The 22,573-nt window shown below is 73.5% G+C and carries 23 protein-coding genes and 1 riboswitch; of the genes, 16 read left to right on the top strand and 7 right to left on the bottom strand.

The window, feature by feature from the left end; genetic code table 11:
- Window positions 1-355 precede the first annotated feature (355 nt).
- On the top strand, window positions 356-1,621 hold the full coding sequence (locus HPC71_RS12040) for an HNH endonuclease signature motif containing protein (protein WP_154617298.1): 1,266 nt from the start codon (window positions 356-358) through the stop codon (window positions 1,619-1,621).
- A 298-nt stretch (window positions 1,622-1,919) separates the two neighbouring features.
- On the opposite strand, the gene HPC71_RS12035 is transcribed toward HPC71_RS12040, so the two are convergent.
- Entirely contained in the window at window positions 1,920-2,753 is an 834-nt protein-coding gene (locus HPC71_RS12035) for a hypothetical protein (protein WP_154617296.1), read from the bottom strand.
- An 88-nt stretch (window positions 2,754-2,841) separates the two neighbouring features.
- On the opposite strand from HPC71_RS12035, the gene def reads away from it, so the two are divergent.
- From def to HPC71_RS12010, 5 genes are all read left to right on the top strand, one after another.
- The gene (gene def, locus HPC71_RS12030) at window positions 2,842-3,387 is read left to right on the top strand and encodes a peptide deformylase (protein ID WP_171896729.1); all 546 of its coding nucleotides are present in this window, start codon (window positions 2,842-2,844) and stop codon (window positions 3,385-3,387) included.
- A gap of 4 nt (window positions 3,388-3,391) precedes the next feature.
- A complete protein-coding gene (gene fmt, locus HPC71_RS12025) occupies window positions 3,392-4,318 on the top strand; it encodes a methionyl-tRNA formyltransferase (protein WP_154617294.1) in 927 nt (308 codons plus the stop codon).
- 1 nt (window position 4,319) lies between these two features.
- Entirely contained in the window at window positions 4,320-4,742 is a 423-nt protein-coding gene (locus HPC71_RS12020) for an MmcQ/YjbR family DNA-binding protein (RefSeq protein ID WP_154617292.1), read from the top strand.
- Window positions 4,735-6,105: an RsmB/NOP family class I SAM-dependent RNA methyltransferase gene (locus HPC71_RS12015; RefSeq protein ID WP_154617290.1), complete on the top strand. Its 1,371-nt coding sequence runs from the start codon at window positions 4,735-4,737 to the stop codon at window positions 6,103-6,105. Before HPC71_RS12020 ends, HPC71_RS12015 begins: the two co-directional genes overlap by 8 nt.
- A gap of 951 nt (window positions 6,106-7,056) precedes the next feature.
- Complete coding sequence (locus tag HPC71_RS12010; RefSeq protein ID WP_154617288.1) at window positions 7,057-7,503, top strand: hypothetical protein; 447 nt, start codon at window positions 7,057-7,059, stop codon at window positions 7,501-7,503.
- Window positions 7,504-8,012: 509 nt separating this feature from the next.
- Here the strand turns inward: HPC71_RS12010 and HPC71_RS12005 are convergent.
- Complete coding sequence (locus HPC71_RS12005) at window positions 8,013-8,735, bottom strand: AAA family ATPase (protein WP_253943697.1); 723 nt, start codon at window positions 8,733-8,735, stop codon at window positions 8,013-8,015.
- 33 nt (window positions 8,736-8,768) lie between these two features.
- On the opposite strand from HPC71_RS12005, the gene ligD reads away from it, so the two are divergent.
- Entirely contained in the window at window positions 8,769-9,737 is a 969-nt protein-coding gene (gene ligD / locus HPC71_RS12000; protein ID WP_171896728.1) for a non-homologous end-joining DNA ligase, read from the top strand.
- Between the two features lie 291 nt (window positions 9,738-10,028).
- Window positions 10,029-10,700, top strand: a complete 672-nt coding sequence (gene rpe, locus HPC71_RS11995) for a ribulose-phosphate 3-epimerase (protein ID WP_171896727.1) — start codon at window positions 10,029-10,031, stop codon at window positions 10,698-10,700.
- A gap of 374 nt (window positions 10,701-11,074) precedes the next feature.
- On the opposite strand, the gene HPC71_RS11990 is transcribed toward rpe, so the two are convergent.
- Window positions 11,075-11,794, bottom strand: coding sequence for a hypothetical protein (locus tag HPC71_RS11990; protein WP_154617284.1), 720 nt, complete (start codon window positions 11,792-11,794; stop codon window positions 11,075-11,077).
- A gap of 224 nt (window positions 11,795-12,018) precedes the next feature.
- A riboswitch (FMN riboswitch) is annotated at window positions 12,019-12,149 on the top strand.
- 76 nt (window positions 12,150-12,225) lie between these two features.
- Here HPC71_RS11990 and ribD point away from each other — a divergent pair.
- Genes ribD through ribH form a run of 5 tightly spaced genes read left to right on the top strand, consistent with a single transcriptional unit; the run spans window position 12,226 to window position 16,420 of the window.
- Window positions 12,226-13,281: a bifunctional diaminohydroxyphosphoribosylaminopyrimidine deaminase/5-amino-6-(5-phosphoribosylamino)uracil reductase RibD gene (gene ribD, locus HPC71_RS11985; protein WP_230084685.1), complete on the top strand. Its 1,056-nt coding sequence runs from the start codon at window positions 12,226-12,228 to the stop codon at window positions 13,279-13,281.
- Window position 13,282: 1 nt separating this feature from the next.
- Complete coding sequence (locus HPC71_RS11980) at window positions 13,283-13,903, top strand: riboflavin synthase (RefSeq protein ID WP_154617282.1); 621 nt, start codon at window positions 13,283-13,285, stop codon at window positions 13,901-13,903.
- Complete coding sequence (locus tag HPC71_RS11975; protein WP_154617280.1) at window positions 13,903-14,583, top strand: nicotinamide mononucleotide transporter family protein; 681 nt, start codon at window positions 13,903-13,905, stop codon at window positions 14,581-14,583. The genes HPC71_RS11980 and HPC71_RS11975 overlap by 1 nt, the downstream gene beginning before the upstream one ends.
- Window positions 14,580-15,944 carry a bifunctional 3,4-dihydroxy-2-butanone-4-phosphate synthase/GTP cyclohydrolase II gene (locus tag HPC71_RS11970; protein ID WP_230084684.1) on the top strand — a complete coding sequence of 455 codons (1,365 nt, stop codon included), beginning with the start codon at window positions 14,580-14,582 and terminating at the stop codon, window positions 15,942-15,944. Before HPC71_RS11975 ends, HPC71_RS11970 begins: the two co-directional genes overlap by 4 nt.
- The gene (gene ribH / locus HPC71_RS11965; protein ID WP_154617278.1) at window positions 15,941-16,420 is read left to right on the top strand and encodes a 6,7-dimethyl-8-ribityllumazine synthase; all 480 of its coding nucleotides are present in this window, start codon (window positions 15,941-15,943) and stop codon (window positions 16,418-16,420) included. The genes HPC71_RS11970 and ribH overlap by 4 nt, the downstream gene beginning before the upstream one ends.
- Window positions 16,421-16,454: 34 nt before the next feature.
- Here the strand turns inward: ribH and HPC71_RS11960 are convergent, their stop codons facing one another.
- The 4 genes from HPC71_RS11960 to HPC71_RS11945 are packed head-to-tail and all read right to left on the bottom strand — an operon-like array spanning window position 16,455 to window position 20,881.
- Entirely contained in the window at window positions 16,455-16,826 is a 372-nt protein-coding gene (locus HPC71_RS11960; RefSeq protein ID WP_154617276.1) for a response regulator, read from the bottom strand.
- The gene (locus HPC71_RS11955) at window positions 16,826-17,398 is read right to left on the bottom strand and encodes a hypothetical protein (RefSeq protein WP_154617274.1); all 573 of its coding nucleotides are present in this window, start codon (window positions 17,396-17,398) and stop codon (window positions 16,826-16,828) included. Before HPC71_RS11955 ends, HPC71_RS11960 begins: the two co-directional genes overlap by 1 nt.
- Complete coding sequence (locus HPC71_RS11950) at window positions 17,391-17,897, bottom strand: pyruvoyl-dependent arginine decarboxylase (protein ID WP_154617272.1); 507 nt, start codon at window positions 17,895-17,897, stop codon at window positions 17,391-17,393. The genes HPC71_RS11955 and HPC71_RS11950 overlap by 8 nt, the downstream gene beginning before the upstream one ends.
- Window positions 17,894-20,881, bottom strand: coding sequence for an ATP-binding protein (locus HPC71_RS11945; RefSeq protein ID WP_154617270.1), 2,988 nt, complete (start codon window positions 20,879-20,881; stop codon window positions 17,894-17,896). The genes HPC71_RS11950 and HPC71_RS11945 overlap by 4 nt, the downstream gene beginning before the upstream one ends.
- An 88-nt stretch (window positions 20,882-20,969) precedes the next feature.
- Here HPC71_RS11945 and HPC71_RS11940 point away from each other — a divergent pair, with 88 nt between their 5' ends.
- Genes HPC71_RS11940 through HPC71_RS11930 form a run of 3 tightly spaced genes read left to right on the top strand, consistent with a single transcriptional unit; the run spans window position 20,970 to window position 22,553 of the window.
- Entirely contained in the window at window positions 20,970-21,233 is a 264-nt protein-coding gene (locus HPC71_RS11940) for a phosphoribosyl-ATP diphosphatase (protein WP_171896726.1), read from the top strand.
- A 17-nt stretch (window positions 21,234-21,250) separates the two neighbouring features.
- The gene (gene hisG / locus HPC71_RS11935) at window positions 21,251-22,102 is read left to right on the top strand and encodes an ATP phosphoribosyltransferase (RefSeq protein WP_154617268.1); all 852 of its coding nucleotides are present in this window, start codon (window positions 21,251-21,253) and stop codon (window positions 22,100-22,102) included.
- On the top strand, window positions 22,086-22,553 hold the full coding sequence (locus HPC71_RS11930; RefSeq protein ID WP_154617266.1) for a PH domain-containing protein: 468 nt from the start codon (window positions 22,086-22,088) through the stop codon (window positions 22,551-22,553). The genes hisG and HPC71_RS11930 overlap by 17 nt, the downstream gene beginning before the upstream one ends.
- Window positions 22,554-22,573 lie beyond the last annotated feature (20 nt).

The raw sequence follows: 22,573 nt of genomic DNA, 5'->3' as shown, positions 1-22,573 counted from the left end.
GGGCCGAGAGCGTCGTTCGCACGACCGGGTCCAGGGCGGGGTCGTGTGCTCGACGGCGCGCCGCGGCGCGTTCTCAGGCACACGACCGCGACGGCCGGACCACGCACTTCGGCCAGCGCGATCGGACCGGCTTGAGCAGGCGGGCGGGACCGCGGCCTCCGGGTCGTCGGTGGTCACCGTCAGGGCAGCTACGGGAGAGGTACGCCGCGTGGTTGCGGCCGTCGTCCGGCTTGCGGTGGGTGGGCTGCCAGGGATTGCGGGCCGGCTCTGAAACTCGTCGAACCTCGTCTCGACATGCGGTCTGACCTGGGGAAATGGCGGTCTGACTGTCGGTGGTCGGTGCTTGAGTAGACCCATGGCCAAGGACTCGCGACACCACGCACACACCGTGTGCCGTGCTGTCGCGAAGTCCCGGCGCAAGACCCATCAGGCGGCCACGGCGGAGCTGTGGTCGATGTCGGACGAGGACGTCGAGGCGACCCTGGTCGAGGCGTCGCGGCTGCGCGCTCAGGCGGAGGCGCTGGAGCTGCGGCTGGTTGCCGAGGCCGACCGCCGCCAGGCCGGCGAGAGGGCCGGCGCGACCGACACCGCCTCCTGGTGGGCCCACCACACGCGTCAGGAGCGCCGGGTGGCGAAGAGCCGCACCCGACTCGCCGAGTCCCTGGACCGGCACGCGCCCACCTCGGCCGCGCTCGTCGAAGGGGCCATCAGTGCCGACCACGCCCGCGTGATCACCTCCTGCGTCGACCGGCTGCCCGAGGACCTCGATGACCCGGCGATCCCCGCCCGGGCCGAGCAGCACCTCCTCGCCGAGGCCGCCCACCTCGACCCGAAGACCCTCGCGGTGCTGGCCAAGCACGTCCTGACCGTGGTGGCACCCGAGATCGGTGAGGCCCGCGACGCCCGGGCGTTGGAGCGCGAGGAACGCGAGGCTCGCGCGGGCGCGTGGCTGACGATGTGCCCCGACGGGAAGGGCTCGGTCCGAGGGAAGTTCTCGATCCCCGAGCTGCACGCCGCGATGCTGCACAAGACGCTCCTCGCGTACGCGGCGCCGAAGCACCAGGCCGCCACCCAGGACCCGGACGTCGAGAGGGAGCAGGTCGAGCGCCGCCCCTCCCCGGAACGGATGGGCGATGCGTTCTGCGAGCTCCTCGAACGACTCCCCGCCGACCACCTCCCGAAGCTCGGCGGCCTCAACGCCACCCTCGTCGTCACCATCGACGTCGAGTCGCTGATGGACGGTCTCGCACCGGGCATGCTCGACGACGGCGGCGTCATCTCCGCCGCCACCGCCCGCCGGCTGGCCTGCGAGGCCGATCTGATCCCGGCCGTCCTCGGCTCGAGGTCCGAGCTGCTCGACCTCGGCCGGAAGACCCGACTGTTCTCCGGTGCTCAACGCCGCGGGCTCAACCTCGCCCAGCCGACCTGCACCGCCGACGGCTGCGACTGGCCCGCCCACCTCTGCCACGCCCACCACGACCACCCCTGGTCGCACGGCGGGAAGACGAACCTGACCAACGCCCGCAACCTCTGCCCGCGCCACCACGCCCGGGTCCACGACCCCGCCTTCGAGACCACCCACCTCCCCGACGGAAAGGTCGCCTTCCACCGAAGGACATAGGCCGACCGAGGCAGATCACCACGAGCCCAGTGGTGCCGACCGACGACCTGCACCGACGCCGCGCGGGACGACTGCGCATCCGCGACGCCCGACGGGCCGGCCAGCGCACTCCGGCCAGAGTGACCGGATCTGGCACCATCCGGGCGCGAAGCGGAGCGGCACCGTCGCGCGTTCCACGGCGTCCGATGCGTTGCTGTTCGACCGGTATCGCGTGGTGCCTCCTGCTTGCGCGGTGCACTGACCCGCGGTGATCCAGTTCTCACCGTAGATCGCTGTCGCGGGCGGCGGACCGGCTCGCTCACTCACACCCCAACGGCTCCACCATGCGCGGCCACAGCTCGACGTCATCGGGGCCCTCGCCGACGTAGACCCGGGCGTCCCCGGGCGCGATCCACATCCGGTCGTCGTCGCGGCGGTAGCCGGTGTCGACCGCGTCCGGCGGCAGGGTGGTGTGGGCGAGGTAGGGCTCGGCAAAGTAGTCCCGGACGTCGCGATGGGGGTCGCGCGCGAAGGTCGCGTCGCGCCCGTCCCCGGCGAGGTGGAGGAAGGTCATGTCCTGCCAGTCGCAGTGCTCCGGGCCGGCCTGGGCCTCGAGCTCGGTGGTGGGCACGACCCGGCCCTCGGCGTCGTGCCAGACCTGGTAGCCCCGCTCCTCGACGAAGTCCGGCGGCAGCTCGACGACGTCGCACCGGGCCCACGACTCCACGTACCAGCCGCCGCCGCCGGCGCCCGCGGTCCCCGCGCCGTCGTGGACGACGACCGCGACCTTGGCACGACCGTCCACCTCCGCGACGTACAGCACCCGGTCCTCGGCCCGGGCGGCCTCGGCCAGGTCGTCGGGCAGGGTCAGCCACAGCCCCTCGCTGAAGGCGTGGCGCACCGCGCCCTCGGGGTCCCCGGCGGTCGCGCCCTCGTCGTAGACGTCGCCCTCGAAGGCCGAGCCCGTGCCCCAGGTGTCGCAGTCGACGACGTTGCCCGCCACCCCGGCCCGGGGGTGGCGCAGCACGTCGGCGCCCGGCACGAGCGACCCGTCGTACGTCGTCGCCGCCCGGTCGGCGAAGGAGACGTCGTCCTCGCCGCAGCCCACCACGGCGGGACCGACCAGCAGCACGACCGCGATCCACGTCCTCACGGCGCTCCGACGCCCGCGGGGTCGCCCGGGTTCCCGAGCCACTAGAGTTGAGCGCTGCACGCCGTACCCACCCCGTCTCAGGAGAACCGTGGCCATCCAGCCGATCCGACTCTTCGGGGACCCGGTGCTGCGCAAGCCCGCGGTGGAGGTCGTGGACTTCGACAAGGAGCTGCGCCAGCTCGTCTCGGACCTCACCGACACCATGCTCGACGCCCCCGGCGCCGGCCTCGCGGCCCCGCAGATCGGCGTCGGCCTCCGCGTGTTCACCTGGTACGTCGACGGCGAGGTCGGCCACCTGGTCAACCCCACCCTCGAGCTGTCCGAGGAGCAGCAGGAGGGCCTCGAGGGCTGCCTGTCGCTCCCCGAGCTCACCTACGAGTGCCGCCGCGCCCTCTCGGTGGTCGCCCACGGCTTCGACATGCACGGCGAGCCGCTCACCGTGCACGGCTCCGAGCTGCTCGCGCGGGCGATCCAGCACGAGACCGACCACCTCGACGGCGTGCTCTTCATCGACCGGCTCGACGCCGCGGCGCGCAAGGCTGCGATGAAGGAGATCCGCGAGTCCGAGTGGTTCGGCCTCGAGAAGCCCCAGGTCAAGATCAGCCCCCATCCCACGAACGGTTTCGGTTTCTGAGCTCATGCGTCTCGTCTTCGCCGGCACCCCCGAGGTCGCCGTCCCCTCCCTCGACGCCATCGCGGCCTCCGACCACGAGCTGGTCGGCGTCGTCACCCGCCCCGACGCGCCCGCCGGCCGCGGTCGCAAGCTCGTCGCGAGCCCGGTCGCCCAGCGCGCCGAGGAGCTCGGCGTGCCGGTCCTCAAGCCCGACCACCCGCGCGACCCGGAGTTCCAGGAGCAGCTGAGGGCGCTGCGCCCCGACTGCTGCCCGGTCGTCGCGTACGGCGCGCTGCTGCCGCAGTCCGCGCTCGACATCCCGCCGCACGGCTGGGTCAACCTGCACTTCTCCTGCCTGCCCGCCTGGCGTGGCGCGGCGCCGGTGCAGCACGCGATCTGGGCCGGCGACGAGGTCACCGGCGCGACGACGTTCCGCATCGTCAAGGCCATGGACGCCGGCCCGACCTTCGGCGTGATGACCGAGCGGATCCGACCCACCGACACCGCCGGTGACCTGCTCGCCCGGCTCGCCGAGGGCGGCGCCGGCCTGCTGGTCGCCACCCTCGACGGCATCGCGGACGGCTCGCTCGTCGCCCGCGAGCAGCCCGAGGACGGCGTCAGCGTCGCGCCGAAGATCCTCGTCGAGGACGCCGAGGTCGACTGGACCGAGCCCGCCGTCGCCGTCGACCGGCGCATCCGCGCGTGCACGCCCGGGCCCGGCGCCTGGACGACGCACGCGGGGGAGCGGCTCAAGGTCGGCCCGGTCAGTATCGAGGAGGGCACCCGCCTGGAGCCCGGCGTCCTCGAGGTCCGCAAGAACGCCGTGCTCGTCGGCACGAGCACCGACGCGGTCCGCCTCGGCGAGGTCAAGGCCTTCGGCAAGAAGCAGATGGGCGCGGCCGACTGGGCCCGCGGCGTGCGGCTGGAGTCGGGCACCCGGCTCGGGGCCTGACATGGGCCGCCCCGCGACCCCCGAGGACGTCGACGCGATCTGCCGGTCGCTGCCCGAGGTCGAGCTCGGGACCAGCTGGGGCGACCGGCCGACGTACCTCGTGCGGGGGCGCGGCTTCCTGCTCTTCCGCGCCCCCGACCGCCACGCGCTGGACCCGGTCACCGGGCAGCCCTACGAGGACCTCCTGGTGATCACCACCCCCGACATGGACGCCAAGGAGGCGCTCGTCGCCGACCCGTCCCTGCCGTTCTTCACCATCGACCACTTCCGGCGCACCAGCGCGGTGCTCCTCTCGCAGTCCCGGCTCGGCGAGCTCGACGTCGAGGAGCTGCGCGCGGTGGTCACCGACGCCTGGGCCGCGCGTGCCCCGAAGCGGCTCGTCCGCGAGCACCTGGCCGACCTCGAGGGGGGCACCGATGGCTGATCGTCGCCGCCGCCCGGCGCCGCGGCCGCGGGTCGACGCGCCCCGCGCCGCCGCCCTCGAGGTGCTCAAGGCGGTCCGCGTCGACGGCGCCTACACCAACCTCGTCCTCCCCAGCGTGCTCGCCCAGCACGGTCTGGCCGGGCGGGACGCCGCCTTCGTGACCGAGCTCGTCTCCGGGACGATCCGGCGCCGAGGGACGTACGACGCCGTGCTGGCCGCCTGCATCGACCGGCCGCTGGCCAAGGTCGAGGCGAAGGTGCTCGACGCGCTGCGGCTCGGCGCGCACCAGCTGCTCTCCATGCGGGTGCCCGCCCACGCGGCGATCAGCACCACCGTCGACCTGGTCCGCGCGAAGGTCGGTGCCGGGGCGGCCGGGTTCGCCAACGCCGTGCTGCGCAAGGTGACCGCCCACGACCTCGACGGCTGGCTCGCCCTCGTCGCGCCGGACCCCGCCACCGACCCGCACGGCCACGCGGCCGTCGCGTTCAGCCACCCGGCCTGGGTGGTCACCGAGCTGGCCCGCGCGGTCGGCGAGGCCGAGCTCCCCGCGCTCTTGGCCGCCGACAACGAGCCGCCGCGGGTGACCCTGGTGGCCCGCCCGGGCCGCGCGGCCCGCGCGGAGCTGCCCGGCGAGCCGACCCCGTGGTCGCCCTACGGCGTGGTGCTCGAGGGCGGCGACCCGGGGGCGGTGCCGGCCGTCGCCGAGGGTCGGGCCGGCGTGCAGGACGAGGGCTCCCAGCTGGTGGCCGAGGTCGCCGCGGCGGCGCCCGTCGAGGGCCGCGACGAGCGGTGGCTCGACCTCTGCGCGGGGCCGGGCGGGAAGGCCGCGCTGCTGGCCGCCCTGGCTGCCGCCCGCGGGGCTCGGCTCGTCGCCGGCGAGCGGCAGGCCCACCGGGCCCGCCTGGTCGCGCGTTCCCTCCGCGGGGCCGACGGCGTCGCGGGCGTGGTGACCGCCGACGGCACGCGGGCGCCCTTCCGCCCCGGCGCCTTCGACCGGGTGCTCGTCGACGCGCCGTGCACCGGCCTGGGCGCGCTGCGTCGCCGGCCCGAGGCGCGGTGGCGGCGCCGGCCGGCTGACGTCACGGAGCTGGCCGACCTCCAGCGGGCGCTGCTCGGCTCGGCCCTGGACCTGGTGCGCCCCGGCGGGGTCGTGCTCTACGCGACCTGCTCGCCGGTGCTGGCCGAGACCGCGGACGTGGTCCGCGACGTGCTCGGCGGGCGGGACGACGTACGGCTCGAGGACGCCTCCGGCCTGCTGCCCCAGGTGCCCGACGCCGCCGGCCCGCTCGAGGGGACGCTCCAGCTGTGGCCGCACCGCCACGGCACCGACGCGATGTTCCTGGCGCTGCTGCGCCGCAGCTGAGAGGCCCGGGGAGGTCAGTCGAGCACGTGGCCCGGGGAGCACTTCAGGCTTCGCCGTGCTCGAGGGCCTGCTGGTTCCGGTCGAGGTAAGAGACCGGGGCTAGTGCCCAGGCGTGACTGGACTCCGGACACCAATCCTCGTACGCCGCGTTCACGGCGTGCTTGCTGGCGGCGGTACGACGCACGACGAGCTCGCTGTCAGGACAACCCTGGGGAATTGGTAGGGGGCGGGCGTGCCAGCGGCTGTCCTGGGGGAGCGGTCCGGACGGGGCGGCCCAATCGGTCGGATGCCGCGTCGCTCGTTTGAACGCACGCGGCTGTCGGCGGATGCACCTACGGTCCGTGGTCGTGTGGCAGTCATTGATTGCGAGCGTCGTGGGCGGCGCTGTGCTTGCGTTCTTGGCGCATCAGATTGCAAAGGGCGGCCGGCGTTGGCGAGCGCTCACAGTCGCGAAGCACGAGCTTGAGGTGGCTGATTACCTCGGCGGGACGGAGTTGAAGGTCCGACTAGAGGCATCGGCGCACGCCCGGCTCGAGCGGTACTTGAAGACGCCGGGCTCCCACTGGCGGTATCGACGTCGACGGCTCGGCGCTATGGCTCTGACCCTCGGGCTTGGTGTCGCCGCTGTCGTCGGCCTTGGCGTGCTCATCGACTCCCCGCCCTGGTGGTCTGCGATCGGCGGAGGAGTGCTCGGAATCCTGATGGCGTGGAACGATGAGCGCCTGAAGCGGAGTGTGGAGCAGACGCCACGGCGCGGCGGAGGTCGCCCGTGTCTAGACACTCGCCGCCGCCTGTAGTCGGCGCCAATTCTCGGGGCGGACGACCCTCAGCACCCTTGCTGGATGAGGCACGGCCCGTCGTGTCGTATCCGGGGTGCAGGGGGCAGTCGACGGCTCATAGGTTCTCGGCGGATCACGGGACGCCGCTCGTATCCCGTCGTACGGTCCCGACGTGGACGAGGTATGGAAGGCCGCGCTCGCGGGAGTCTCGGCGCTGGTTGTCGGTGTTGTCCTGTGGCAGGTGCAGCAGGGTGGGCGTCGACGTCGCCTCCGTCGAGAGATTCGGGAGGAGCTCGAGCTGATCGAGATGCTGGACGATTCCCCGGTCAGGGAGCGCCTGATTGATCGCTCGCGGGCGCTATTGGAAACGTACGAACCGGACCCCTCCACGCAGCCCGTTCTCACGCTGGACGGTTCGCGGGTGGGACTCGTCGCGGATGTCCTCTTGGCCGCGGGGGCCGTCTTGTTGGCCATGGGTTATGCGGGGACGGCGCCGCTCAAGTGGTCGATCCCGATCGGAGTGGCGGCGGCGGTTGTTGTAGCCGGGGTGTTCGTGACGCGAGGCCGCACACCACACTGGAAGGTGCCTGAGGAACTCAGTCACGGGGACTCCGCCTAAAGGAACTGGTCAATTGCCTTAACAGCAGGGGTCAACGTGTGAGGCGCCGTAGCACGGTATTGGCGAGGGAGAAGGCGCTCTCTGGCACTGGGTCGCGACGTCTTGGTGGGTGCGGGCCACCCCACCGTGCTCGGCGTACGACGTCTCGGCTGACGATGACTCGCACAGGCCGGCGCGCCTCGGAGAGACCCCGCGGTTACGCGACGCAGGCGGCGCGATAGGCGCTGCCAGCGACGCTTCCTCCGATCCAATCAAGAATCCGCTCGCGGATTGAAAGTGCTGTCAACCGTCGGACGCGCGCTGTGAGCCCTCCGCATTGGACTTGGCGACGACGATCGACGGCACGCTCCCGACGGCGCCAGCGATTACTCGTGCGGGGGTGGATGGCGAGCAATCCTCTGCGGAACCACGATTGGGGCCGGTGTGCCTCAGGTCCATGCCGGCGTGACGATCGCTCTCAACCGCGGTTGGTGAACCGCGGTTGAGCCGCCAGTCTTGAGGAGAGCCGCTCAGTCGAGCACGTGGCGCAGGTAGCGCCCCGGGTCGGCGAGGTAGGCGCGCCAGTGCTCGACCAGCTCCAGGTCCTCCCACGTGGTGGGGCGCAGCCCCCAGGGCCCGACCTCGAGGATCCGCGCGCCGGGCATCGCCGCGAGCACCGGGGAGTGGGTCGCGCACAGCACCTGTCCGCCCCGGCGCGCCAGGTCGTGGAGCACCGCGATCAGCCCGAGGGTGGAGGAGAACGACAGCGCGGCCTCGGGCTCGTCGAGGCAGTAGAAGCCGGGGGAGGAGAACCGGGTGCGCAGCACCTCCAGGAACGACTCGCCGTGGCTCATCTCGTGCAGCGACGGGCCGCCGTACTGCTCCTGGTGCGTGTACCACCCGTGCATGGTCTCGGCGCGCAGGAAGAACCCCCAGCGGCCCGCGCCGAGGCCCCGTTGGAGCGTGAGCGCGGCACCCAGCGGCGACTCGGTCACCCGGGTCGAGTGGTGGGAGTTGCGGGTGCCGCCCTCGGGGGAGAGACCGTAGGCCTCGGCGACCGCCTCGACGATCGTCGACTTGCCCGAGCCGTTCTCGCCGACGAGGAACGTCACCCCCGGGGCGAGGTCGAGCCCGCGGCGTACGACGTGCTCGACGGCCGGCACCGTCATCGGCCACTGCCGCAGCGGAAGCTTCTCCGCCCGGCCCTCCCGCGGCACGGACACGCGGACGACGGGCGGTTGGTCGAGTCCCACGGGGGCCACCGTACGGCCCACTACGGTGGTCGCGTGGCCGCGTCGAAGTCCCCGTCCGTCGAGATCGAGGTCGACGACCGCGTCGTGCGGGTGAGCAACCCCGACCGCGTCTACTTCCCGGAGTCCGGCGCCACCAAGCTCGACCTGGTCGAGTACTACCTGGCCGTCGGCCCCGGCATCGTCAACGCCCTGTGGGAGCGCCCGTGCATGCTGCACCGCTTCCCGAAGGGCCTGGCGGGGGAGAAGGTCCACCAGAAGCGGCTGCCCCAGGGCGCCCCGCCGTGGGTGGAGACCGTGCGCCTGCACTTCCCCCGATGGAACCGCACCGCCGACGAGCTGTGCGTCACCGAGCTCGCCAGCGTCATCTGGGCGGTGCAGATGTCGACGGTGGAGTTCCACCCCTGGAACAGCCGGCGCGCCGACACCGAGAAGCCCGACGAGTGGCGCATCGACCTCGACCCGGGCCCGGACTGCGACTTCGACCGGGTACGCCGCGTGGCCGGCGTCGTCCAGGAGGTCCTCGACGAGCTGGGGGCCACCGGCCACCCCAAGACCAGCGGCAGCAAGGGCCTCCACGTCTACGTGCGGATCCAGCCCGACCACGGGTTCACCGACGTCCGCCGCGCCGCGCTCGCCTTCGCCCGCGAGGTCGAGCGGCGCGCCCCCGACGAGGTGGACCTGACCTGGTGGCGCAAGGACCGCGACCCCACGACGGTCTTCGTCGACTACAACCAGAACGCCCGCGACCACACCATCGCCGCGGCGTACTCCGTGCGCGGCCTGCCCGACGCCCGCGTCTCCACCCCGATCCGCTGGGAGGAGGTCGCCGACGTCGACCCGCGCGACTTCACGATCTTCACGGTGCCACAGCGCTTCGCCGAGCTCGGCGACCTGCACGGCGACATCGACGCCGACCCCTGGGACATCGCGCCGCTGCTGGCCTGGGCCGAGCGCGACGAGGCCGAGGGCGCCGAGCCGCCGGCCGATCCCGACGCCGGGTGAGGCGTCCCCGGCGGGCCCGAGCCTCACAGCAGACGCTCATCTCCTTCTCACCGGCATCTCATCGAGGCTCCCTACCTTGGTAGGTGCGCACACCACGAGTGGTCCGCGAGGCCGCCGTCGTCAGCACCACCTCCCGACGCGGCGCCGCTGCCCCGAAAGCGGCCGACCGCGGTGACGACGCTGCCGGCCTCGGGATCGTGCGCACCCACCCCGTCCGCGGCGGCGCGACATCGGCCGCCACGCTCAAGGCGCCGTCGCGGACGGGTCGGGGCCTCCCTAGACTGGTCGTCCGTGCGACACCTGCAGATCACGCCGAGCATCCTCAACGCCGACTTCGCGAACCTCGGGGCGGAGGTGGCCAGGATCCCCGGCGCCGACTGGGTCCACGTCGACGTGATGGACAACCACTTCGTCCCGAACCTGACCTTCGGGCCGACCATGGTCGAGGCGCTGGCCCGCTCCACCGACACCCCCCTCGACGCGCACCTGATGATCGAGGACCCCGACGCCAACGCCGTCGCCTACGTCGAGGCCGGCTGCGGCTCGGTCACCTTCCACGTCGAGGCGGCCCGGGCCCCGGTCCGGCTCGCCCGCGAGATCCGCGCCCACGGCGCACGCGCGTCGATGGCGCTGCGCCCCGCGACCCCCATCGAGCCCTACGAGGAGCTCCTGCCGGAGCTCGACATGGTGCTGCTCATGACCGTCGAGCCCGGCTTTGGCGGCCAGAAGTTCCTCGACCTGGTGCTGCCCAAGATCCGCCGGGCCCGCGCCCTGATGGACAAGCACGGCGTGGAGACCTGGCTCCAGGTCGACGGCGGCGTCTCGCTGGAGACCATCGGGCGCTGCGCGGAGGCCGGGGCCGACGTCTTCGTCGCCGGCTCGGCGGTCTACTCCGCGGAGGACCCCGACGCGATGGTGGCCGCGCTGCGCGAGACCGCGGCGGCCGCCGCTCCCACCAGCTGATCGAGTCGGCACTTCTGGCGTGCCGAGTCGGCAGTTCCGGTGTGCCGAGTCGGCAGTTCCGGTGTGCCGAGTCGGCAGTTCCGGTGTGCCGAGTGGGCGGTTCCGACGTCGTGAGGGATGGAAGTGCCGACTCGGCCGGTGAGAAGTGCCGACTCGGCCGGTGAGAAGTGCCGACTCGGCCGGGCGAAGGTGCCGACTCGGCCGGGCCAGCTCCGACCACGCCAGCCAGGTGCGGAGGACCACGAGGTCGTCCGGTGAGCGGGGCAGGTGTCCGGCCCAGCCCTCCTCGAGCACCCGCTCCTCGGTCCGCGCGAGAGGGGCGAGGGATCCACAGGCTCGCCCTTGATCGAACGTTCGATCAAGCTCCGAAGGGGTCACCGGGTCCGCACGGCCCGCAACGTGCGGCCGCCGTCGGTCGAGACCAGCAGGGGCGCCACGTCGTCGGCGACCAGCAACCAGAGGACCCCGCCGGCGCGCGGGTCGGCGCGCAGGTCCTGGACACCGCCGGGGTCACCGGCCCAGGGCCGGTACGACGACCAGTCGGCGCCGGCGGAGACCCACAGGCCGTGGTGGACGGTGCTGGGCCGGCCGGCCCGGTCGCCGCTCCAGGCCGGGAGCAGCACGAGCAGCCGCCCGTCGGGAAGGACGACCGCCCCGCTCACGTAGCCCCGCTCTCCGTCGACCTCCGGCACGTCGAAGACGTCCCACCGGCCACCCGTCCCGCGGACGACCCGCTGGAACGGCAGCAGCGTCGCGCCGTCGCCCCCGGCGACCACGGCCCGGACGCCGGCGACGAGCGAGTCGGCCTCGACGCTCACCAGTCCGCGGGTCGCCGGCACGCCGGTGGGCCGGCCGCCGTTGATCCGGTCCGCGGCGCCGAGCCGCCGGAGCGCCTGCCGGCGGCCGACCTCGTCGTACGTCGCCGTCGCGAAGTCGTCCCCGCTGGCGGCGACGGCCTGGTCGGCGAGCGGGCAGGCCTGCGGGTCCAGGCAGCCCCACCACGCCGTCACGTCGAGCCCGCGCGGAGTGCGCCGCACCCGGACGTCGCGCAGCACCGACGTCGGCGCCATGGCGATCGCACGACCCCGGTCCACCCGCGGGGACGTTTCCACGGACGGCCCCGCGGCTGGGTCGGCGGACCGTGCCGGTCCATCCCCGCAGCCGGCGAGCAGGAAGACGGCGGAGAGGACGGCGGCGAGGAGGGGGCGCATGACCGTGGGACGCCGCAGCGGGCCGGAAGGTTGTCCCACCAGGTGGGCCGGGTCGCGGTAGGGGGACGCACGCCCTGTGGCAGACTCGCCCCAGACGAGCAACACGCTCGCGTGCTCTGGGGTCGGTGAAATTCCGAGCCGGCGGTGAAAGTCCGCGACCCGGTCACAAGCCTGTGACCGGTTGACCAGGTGGAACTCCTGGACCGACGGTCAAAGTCCGGATGGGAAGTGCACGCAGGGTGGCTCGGCACGCACGTGCCGACCTCCCGTCAGCCCCGGAGCCGTGAGCACCGGACATGACGGGCAGGGACACGATGAGCACCAGCGAGGCCGAGCGGGTCGCGATGCGCCGTGCGCTCGAGCTCGCCGCGAGCCCCGGCGTCCCGCTCGGGCCGAACCCGCGCGTCGGCTGCGTGCTGCTGGCCGACGACGGCACCACCGTGGCGGAGGGGTTCCACCGCGGCGCCGGCACCGCCCACGCCGAGGCCGACGCGCTGGCCCGGGCGGGGGAGCGGGCCCGGGGCACGACCGCCGTCGTCACCCTCGAGCCGTGCAACCACACCGGCCGCACCGGCCCGTGCGCCCGCGCGCTGGTCGACGCGGGGGTGCGCCGCGTGGTCTTCGCGCAGGCCGACACCAACCCGGTCGCCGTGGGCGGGGCCGAGACGCTCCGCGCGGCCGGCGTCGAGGTCGAGCAGGGCCTGCTCGCCGACGAGGCGCGCGCGCTCAACCGCACGTGGACCTTCGCCGTCGAGCACGGGCGGCCCTTCGTGACCTGGAAGTTCGCCGCCACCCTCGACGGGCGCAGCGCGGCCGCCGACGGCACCAGCCGCTGGGTCTCCAGTCGCGCCGCCCGCCTGGACACCCACCGGCTGCGCGCGACGGCCGACACCATGCTGGTCGGCACCGCCACGGTCGCCATCGACGACCCGGCCCTCACCGTCCGCGACGAGCACGACCGGCCGTTGCCGGACCAGCCGCTGCGCGCGGTCATGGGCCTGCGCGACCTCCCGCCGGACCGCCGGGTCCTCGACAGCAGCGCCGAGACCGTGCTGCTGCGCACCCGCGACCCCCACGAGGCGCTCGCGCAGCTGCGCGCCCGCGACCGCCAGCACGTCTTCCTCGAGGGCGGCCCGACGCTCGCCGCGGCGTTCGTCCGGGCCGGGCTCGTCGACGAGGTGGTCGCCTACGTCGCCCCCACCCTGCTCGGCGCGGGCCTGCCGGCCGTGGCCGACCTCGGAATCACCACCATCGCCGACGCGTTCCGCCCGGGGGTCACCGACGTGACCGTGCTCGAGGCGGACGGTCCGGACGAGCAGCCGAACGTGCGGTTCACCATGACCCCGCACCGCGACAGCGAGGAGAGCTGACATGTTCACCGGGATCGTCGAGGAGCTCGGGACCGTCGCCGCGGTCGAGGACCAGGGCGACGCCATCCGGCTCACCATCCGAGCCGAGGCGGTGCTCGCCGACGCCGGCCTCGGGGACTCCATCGCCGTCAACGGCTGCTGCCTGACCGTCGCGGAGCGCGACCAGGACACCTGGACCGCCGACGTCATGCAGGAGACCCTCGACAAGACCAGCCTCCGCGGCGTCCGCCCCGGCGACCGGGTCAACCTCGAGCGGGCCGTCACCGCGGCCACCCGCCTGGGCGGCCACATCGTCCAGGGCCACGTCGACGGCGTCGGCGAGGTGCTGCGCCGCGAGCCGAGCGAGCACTGGGAGCTCGTCGAGGTCTCGCTGCCGCCGGAGCTGGCCCGCTACCTGGTCGACAAGGGCTCGATCACCGTCGACGGGGTCAGCCTCACCGTCGTCGAGGCGGGGGAGCGCTCCTTCACCGTGAGCCTCATCCCCGAGACGCTCGCCCGCACCACCCTCGGGGTGCGGCAGGCCGGCGACCGGGTGAACCTCGAGGCCGACGTCATCGCCAAGCACGTGGAGAAGCTGCTGGCCGGCCACCTCCCGGCCCGCCCCGCGGCGGAGGAGGACTGATGCTCGACTGGCTCCTCCACGGCACCATCGCGGTCGGCGGCGGCTCGCTCGCGGTCCGCGAGGTCGTCGGCAACGGCTTCGGCCTCGCCAGCGCGCTGCTCGGCATGCGCCGGCTGGTCTGGGCCTGGCCGATCGGTCTGGTCGGCAACGTCCTGCTGTTCACCGTCTTCGTGAGCGGCGAGCTCAGCGGCGCGACGTCCGAGCCGCTGTGGGGCCAGGCCGGGCGACAGGTCATGTTCGTCGTCGTCGGCCTCTACGGCTGGTGGCGGTGGAGCAGCGCACGCCGCGAGCCCGACGCCGCGCCCGTCACGCCGCGCTGGGCGACCGGCCGCGAGCGGCTGGCGCTGCTCGCCCTGGCCGGGGTCGGGTACGCCGCGGCGTACGCCGTGCTCGTCCGGATCGGCTCGTGGGGCCCGGCCACCGAGGCCTGGATCCTCGCCGGCTCGCTCATCGCGACCTACGGCATGGCCCGCGGCTGGGTGGAGTTCTGGCTGGTCTGGATCGCCGTCGACGTGGTCGGCGTGACCACCCTCGTGCGGGCCGGCTACTACCCGACCGCCGGCATGTACCTGTTCTACGGGGCGTTCTGCGTCCTGGGCCTGATCACCTGGTGGCGCGTGGAGCGCGCCACCCACCAGCCGGCCGCGCCGCGGCCGGTCGACGAAGGAGTTCCTGCATGACCACCCCCGGCAGCCCTGCCACCTCCGGCACCCCCCAGACCGGCGAGCCGCAGCACGCGAAGGTGCGCCTCGACAGCGTCGAGCGGGCGATCGCGGACATCGCCGCCGGCAAGGCCGTGATCGTCGTCGACGACGAGGACCGCGAGAACGAGGGCGACATCATCTTCGCCGCGAGCAAGGCCACCCCCGAGCTGATGGCCTGGACGATCCGGCACAGCAGCGGCGTGATCTGCGTGCCGATGCCCGCCGCCATGCTCGACCGGCTCGAGATCCCGCTGATGACCCCGCACAACCGGGACAAGATGCGCACGGCGTACACCATCTCCGTCGACGCCCGCGACGGCGTCAGCACCGGCATCTCGGCCGCCGACCGGGCGCACACCGTGCGCGTGCTGGCCGACTCCGCGACCGAGCCGTGGGAGCTCACCCGCCCCGGCCACGTCTTCCCGCTGCGCTACCGCGAGGGCGGCGTGCTCGTCCGCCGCGGGCACACCGAGGCCGCGGTCGACCTCGCCACGCTGGCCGGCCTCACTCCGGCCGGCGTGCTGGTCGAGGTCGTCAACGACGACGGCACGATGAAGCGGGCGCCGGAGCTGCGCGAGTTCGCCGACGAGCACGGCATCGCGATGATCTCGATCGAGCAGCTGGTCAAGCACCGCCGCCGCCACGAGAACCTGATCGAGCGGGTCGCCGAGACCCGCCTGCCCACCCGCCACGGTGACTTCACGGCGTACGGCTACCGGATCACCGTCGACGGCTCCGAGCACATCGCGCTCGTCCACGGCGACATCACCGGCGAGGAGCCGGTGCTGACCCGGGTGCACTCGGAGTGCCTGACCGGCGACGTCTTCGGCAGCTCGCGCTGCGACTGCGGCCCGCAGCTCGACGAGGCGCTCGAGCGGATCGTCGCCGAGGGCCGCGGGGTCGTGGTCTACCTGCGCGGGCACGAGGGCCGGGGGATCGGCCTGGTCGCCAAGCTGCAGGCCTACCAGCTCCAGGACGGTGGGCGCGACACGGTCGATGCCAACCTCGACCTCGGCCTGCCCGCCGACGCGCGCCACTACGGGGCCGCCACCCAGGTGCTGCGCGACCTCGGCGTCGACAGCGTCCGGCTGCTCACCAACAACCCCGAGAAGGTCAGCAGCCTCGAGGACTTCGGCGTGCCCGTCGCCGAGCGGGTGCCGCTCACGCCGCACCCCAACGACCACAACCTCGCCTACCTGCGCACCAAGCGCGACCGGATGGGCCACGTGCTGCCCGGCCTGACCTCGGTCGAGCCGGCCCCCAGCAGCGTCGCCGCCGACGAGACCCCCGGCACCACCCCGACCCCGACGACCCAGCCCCAGGAGACGCACGCATGAGCGGCCACGGCGCCCCGTCCCTCCAGCCCGTCGACGGCAGCGACCTGCGGGTCGCGGTCGTCGCGGCCAGCTGGCACACCGAGGTCATGGACGGCCTCCTCGCCGGCGCCGAGCGCGCGCTGGACGACCACCGGGTCGGCGAGTCGGTCGTCGTCCGGGTGCCCGGCACCTTCGAGCTGCCCGTCGCCGCGGCGGCGCTCGCCGAGGCGGGGTACGACGCCGTGGTCGCGCTCGGCGTGGTCGTCCGTGGCGGCACCCCGCACTTCGAGTACGTCTGCTCCGCCGCCACCGACGGGCTGACCCGGGTCGCGCTGGACCACCGCACCCCGGTCGGCTTCGGCGTGCTGACCTGCGACACCGACGAGCAGGCGCTCGACCGCGCCGGGCTGCCCGGCTCGAGCGAGGACAAGGGCTACGAGGCGACCGCCGCGGCGATCCAGACCGCGCACACCCTGCGGGGGATCACCCGCAGCTGAGCCCGCAGCTGACCCGGTCGGTCATCCGGCCGGGTCAGCCCCGCTCGAGCATCGTCGTGATCTGGTCGGCGAGCGTCATCGGGTCGAACGGCTTGGAGATGACCCCGGCGACGGCCATCTCGTCCCACAGCTGACGGTCGCCGACCTGCACCTTGGCGGTCAGCAGCACCACGGGGATGTGGGCCGTGGAGGCCTGCGCCCGCAGGTGGCCGAAGGTCGCCAGGCCGTCCATGTCGGGCATCATCAGGTCGAGGACCACCACGTCGGGCTGGTGCTCGGCGGCCAGCTCGATGGCGCTGGCCCCGCTGGCGGCGGTCACGACCTCCCAACCGGCGACGACCTCCAGCGCGATCTGGGTGATCTCCCGGATCGAGTCGTCGTCGTCCACGACGAGCGCGCGCGGCATCAGTCCGCCCCGCGGGGGCCGGCGAACAGGGCCCGGTAGTAGGTCTGGGTGTCCGCGGCGTCGACCTCCACGTCGGCGATGCGGTGCAGCAGCGCCTCGGTGCCCGCGCCGAGCCCGAGGACCTCGTTGTTGAACTTGCAGTAGTCGTAGCCGCAGACCGCGCGCTCCTCGACCAGCATCTCCACGATCGTGGAGATCATCGCCCACATGACGTTGGACTGCCGCTCGTCGTGCCGCACCAGGGTGAAGCCGAGGTAGTAGACCGCGTTGCGAGCGGTGTGCTCGGGGTAGTGGTGCGCCCACCAGCCCGGGCTGATCCACGGGACGGTGATCAGGTCGCGGGTCAGCGTCGAGAGCCCGACGACGTCGCCGGCGGCGTTGCGGGCGACGTACTTCATCACCCGGGCGTCCTTCATCTCCTCGACGAACTCGTGCTCGTGCAGGAGGTGGCGGGCCATGGCTCGCGTCTCGAGCTCGGCGAAGGTCTCGCGGTAGAGCTTCCAGTAGGCCGCGATCGTCTCGTCCTCGAGCGCGTGCTCGACGCTGATGTCGAGGGTGCTGTCCTCAGCCACGGGTCTCCTTCGGGCTCCAGTCCTCCACGGCGTACGCCGCGACCACGAGTGCGCACACGGGGCGGTCGGTGCAGTGGGCCGAGGCGGTCGCGGCCTGGATCGGCCCGTAGCCGCCGCCGCGGTTGGTGTCCATGTCGTGCAGGCTCAGCGTGATCTGCTCCATCAGCGACTCCTCGCTGCCGCCGTGGTGCTCCACGAAGAGGCCACCGGTCGTGGCGTCGGTCGTCCAGCCCAGCCCGGCCCACACGGTCTCGCCGCTGTGCTCGGCGAAGACCGCGGACTCCACGCAGTAGAGCTTGTCGCCGTGCCCCCCGGCGAGCACCTCGCGGGCGCCGCCCTCGAGGACCCGCACCGTGCTGTGCGGGGGGATCACGGAGGAGAGCTTGATCAGGTTGAAGTTGCCGACACCGGCGTTGAGCAGGGCGTGGTCGTACGCCGCCAGCTTCGTGCGTCCGACGCCGGTCGCGGCGCGGACGGTGATGTCGAGGCGGGTGGTCAACGTTCCTCCTGGAGGACGGGGGCAGGGTGGGGTGCACGCGGGGGCGTGCGGGGGATTGTCGCTGGGTCCGGAGCCGGGTCGGACGGCGGGGTCGGGTCCTGCTCGGCCGCGCGGCCGACGACGGCGTCCAGCAGGCCCAGGACGCGCTCCTCGAGCGCGTCGGGGCCGCTGCGGCCCTTGGTCAGGAAGACGGTGGGGCCGAGCTCGAGGTCGGCGCGTCGCTCGACCTCGACGTCGGCGGCGCTGTAGACGACCAGCGGGGTCGCGCGCAGCGCGGGGTCGGCCCGGAAGGCCGCGACCACCGCGGAGCCGTCGTCGTCGGGCAGGTGGAGGTCGAGCACGACCACCTGCGGGCGCAGCCGCCGGCCCGCCTCGATCGCCGCCGCGGCGGTCGACGCGTGGTCGACGCGGATCCCGTGGCCGCGCAGCGGCGTGCAGATCACCTCGGCGAGGTCCTCGTCGTCCTCGACGACGAGCACCGCGCTCTCGCGCAGGCGGCCCGCGAGGGCGATCTCGACCGCCGCGACGAGCTGCTCCTCGGTGACCGGCTTGACCAGCCAGCCGTCGGTCTGCGGGCCGAGCTCGGGGGCGGTCTCGGGGCCGAGCCCGGACAGGACGATCAGCGGGATCGTGCGGGTCCGCTCGCCGCGGCGCAGCTCGGCGACGACGTCGGCGCCGCTGGTGCCCGGCATCCGCAGGTCCACCAGGACGGCCGCCGGACGGTCGGCGGTCGCGCGGGCGATCGCGGCGTCGCCGTCCCCGACACCGACGGGCCGGTAGCCGTGCTCCTCGAGCATCGAGGACAGGGCGCCGACGACCGCCGGCTCGTCGTCGCAGATCAGCACCGCGGGCGCGTCGCCCGTGGCGCCGGTGGCGCCGGTGGCCGGGGTGCGCTGGTGCAGGGGGAGGGTGAACTGGACGGTGGTGCCCTCACCGGGGCTGCTCTCCGCCCAGATCCTCCCGCCGTGGCGCTCCACGATGCTGCGGCTGATGGCCAGCCCCAGCCCGGTGCCGCCCTTCTGCCGGGCGTCGGAGGAGTCGACCTGGTGGAAGCGGTCGAAGATCGTGGTGAGCTGGTCCGTCGGGATGCCCCGGCCCTGGTCGCGGACCCGGAACAGCACCGTCGTCCCGCTCGGCTGCGGGACGGCGTCGACGACGACCTGTCCGCCGGCGGTGGAGAACTTCACGGCGTTGTTGACCAGGTTGGTCAGCGTCTGGACGACGCGGTCGCTGTCCACGAGGACCTGCCCGGCCGTCTCGCCCACGACCAGCTCGACGCCGGCGCCGCGGGCCATCGCGTCCATCTCGCCGACGGCGGCCTCGACCACCGACCGGACGTCGGTCGGGGCGAGCTCCATCGGCCGGGTGCCCGACTCGATCCGCTCGAGGTCGAGGATGTCGTTGATCAGGCGGGTGAGCCGCTCGGTGCTCTCCAGCGCGATCCGGGCCATCGAGGTGGCCCGCGGGCTCAGCTCGCCGAGCTGGCCGCCGGCGAGGAGTCCCAACGAGCCGCGGATGGAGGTCAGCGGCGTGCGCAGCTCGTGGCTGACCACGGAGAGGAACTCGTTCTTCATCCGGTCCACCTCCTGGCGCTGGGTCACGTCGCGGAACACCACGACCGCGCCGGTGACCTCGTCGTCGTCGATGAGCGGGCTCGCGGTGATCTCGACGGGGAACCTCGTGCCGTCGGCACGGACGTAGACGTCCTCCTCGGCGTTCGTGACGATCCCGGAGGCGATCGCCTCGGCGACGTAGCAACCGTCGTAGGGGTAGGCCGCGCCGTCGGCGGTCGGCGCGTGGAAGAGCGCGTGGGCGTCCTGGCCGAGCAGCGCGTCCGGGCTCTGGCGCAGCGCCTCGGCGCCGGAGGGGTTGACGAAGGTGATCCGCCCGGCGGCGTCGACGCCGTAGATGCCGTCGCCCACCGAGGTGATGAGGGTCTCGGTACGCCGCGCCATCCGGCGCAGGTCGGAGGTCTGCTCCGCGACCTGGCGCTCGAGGCCGCGCCGCAGCTGGGCGTTGTCGGCGGTCAGCAGCACCTGGCGCAGCCCGGCGGCCAGGCCGAGGAGCAGCCAGAGCAGGACCTGCGCGCGCTGGATCGCGTCGCCGCCGTTGAGCATGGTCTGGACCACGGCCGCGACGCCCACGGCGGAGTAGACCAGGACGGTGTCGCGGGTGTCGGCGGTGGCGCGCTGCTCCTCGACGTCCGGGGCGTCGGGGTGCAGCGGGTACCACGCGGCGACGCCGATGATGAGGTAGCCGGCGATCCAGCCCAGGTCGGGCAGGTCGCCCCAGGCGAAGGTGCCCTGGGCCACCCGCACCGCGAAGGAGAGGTCCGCGACGGCGTACAGCAGGAAGCCCAGCGCGACCAGGGCCAGCGCCGGGCGGGACTCGCCGCGGCTGCGCAGCACCAGCAGCAGCCCGAAGGTCACCAGCGCGATGTCGAGGAAGGGGATCAGGACGCTGAAGAACTCCGACCCCAGGACGTGGTCGACCGAGGCCAGCAGCTCGTCGTAGACCAGGACCGAGGCCATGATCAGCACGGCCGCGCCGCCGACGGTCCCGTCGAGGACCATGATCGCGAGGTTGCGACCCCGCCGGCGGGCCGCGGGGAAGGTCAGCATGCCGACGATCGAGAGGGCCAGAGCCAGCGCGACGCTCAGGTCGCTGACCAGGCTCGGGTCGTCGACCGGCTGGGCGCCCACCACAGCCATCCAGACGTTGCCGACGACCGCGGTGACCGACGCGGCCAGCAGCCACTGCCAGGCGCGGCGGCGGCGCCCCGTCGAGCGGCGGGTGCGCAGCCAGAGGCTGACCGCGGTCGCGATGCCGCTGATGAGCAGGCCGAGCGAGCTGGCGACCTCGCGGAAGCCCCGCGGGAACCCCGGCTGGAGGAGGATCGCGAAGACCACGACGAAGGCGACGGCGATCGGTACGACCAGCCGGAAGCGACGCCGCTGTGCTCCGAGCGACAGCGAGGTGCCCATGCCGCGCAACGTACCAGCCGCCACACCCGTCCCTCCTGACCGCTCCCGCCACCCGCGGCGGTCGGGGCGTCGCCTAGGCTGAGCCCCCGTGAAGACGTTCGACGAGCTGTGGGCCGAGCTGCAGGAGAAGGCCCGGACGCGTCCGGCGGGTTCGGGCACCGTGCGACAGCTCGACGCGGGCGTGCACGCCATCGGCAAGAAGCTGGTCGAGGAGGCCGCCGAGTCCTGGATGGCCGCCGAGCACGAGGGCAAGGAGCGCGCGGCCGAGGAGATCAGCCAGCTGCTCTACCACGCGCAGTGCCTGATGCTCGCGAGCGGCATCGAGCTCGACGACGTCTACGCCCACCTCTGAACCCGAACAGGACGACCATGTCCCTCCTCCGTGTCGCGGTCCCGAACAAGGGGTCGCTGTCCCAGTCCGCCTCGGAGATCCTGCGGGAGTCCGGCTACCGCCAGCGTGACGACAGCAAGCAGCTGACGCTCATCGACGACGAGAACGGCGTGGAGTTCTTCTACCTCCGCCCGCGCGACATCGCGCTCTACGTCGGCGAGGGGACCCTCGACGTCGGCATCACCGGCCGCGACCTGCTCCTCGACTCCGGCGCGCAGGCCCACGAGGTCCGCTCGCTCGGCTTCGGCCGCAGCCGCTTCCGGTTCGCCGGACCGGCGGGCCGCTACACCGACCTCGCCGAGCTCGCGGGCCTGCGCATCGCGACGTCGTACGTCGGCGTGGTCGGCGCCTTCCTCGCCGAGCGCGGCATCGAGGCCTCGGTGGTCCGCCTCGACGGCGCGGTGGAGACCAGCATCCAGCTCGGCGTCGCCGACGTCGTGGCCGACGTGGTCGAGACCGGCAGCACGCTGCGGCAGGCCGGCCTGGAGGTCTTCGGGGAGACGATCCTGGAGTCCGAGGCCGTGCTGGTGACCCGGGGCGGCGCGGAGCCGCCGGCCGGGTTCGAGGTCTTCAAGCGCCGCCTCGACGGGGTGCTCGTGGCCCGCAGCTACGTGATGATGGACTACGACATCGAGAGCCAGCACGTCTCCGCGGCGGTCGCGCTGACCCCGGGCATCGAGAGCCCGACGGTCTCCCCGCTGCACAAGGACGGCTGGGTCGCGGTGCGCGCGATGGTGCCCCGCGCCGGCGCCCAGCGCCTGATGGACGAGCTGTGGACGATCGGCGCCCGCGGCATCCTCCTCACCGACATCCATGCCTGCCGGCTCTGAGGCGGGCCCGCGGGCGGCCGGGGACGGCCTGCCGCGCACCTGGCGCCCGCTCGGCCCCCGCATCGTCGCGACGGTGCTCAGCAGCGGCATGCTGGTGATCCTGCTGACCGCCTGGATCTCCTTCGGCGCCGAGACCCGCGCGAAGTTCACCCCGTTCCAGCTCGGGACGATCATCTTCTTCATCATCCTCGGCGGCGTGGTGCTCTGGGCGCTGACCCGCGCCCGGGTCACCGCGACCCGCGAGGGGCTGACCGTGGTCAACGGCTTCCGCACCCGCTCCTTCACCTGGGCCGAGGTCGTCGCGGTCCACCTGCCGCCGGGCGCCCCGTGGGCGACGATCGACCTCTCCGACGGCCGGACGGTCTCGGTGATGGGGCTGCAGGGCTCCGACGGCGAGCGGGCCCGCGCGGCGGTGCGCGAGCTGCGCCGCCTCGCCGACGAGCTCTCCTGAGCCTGGCCTCGCCTCAGTAG

It is taken from the genome of Nocardioides marmotae (assembly GCF_013177455.1).
Classification (GTDB): Bacteria; Actinomycetota; Actinomycetes; order Propionibacteriales; family Nocardioidaceae; genus Nocardioides; species Nocardioides marmotae.
Note: the sequence above shows the minus strand (reverse complement) of the source record. Positions and strands in the feature narration are given on the sequence as shown.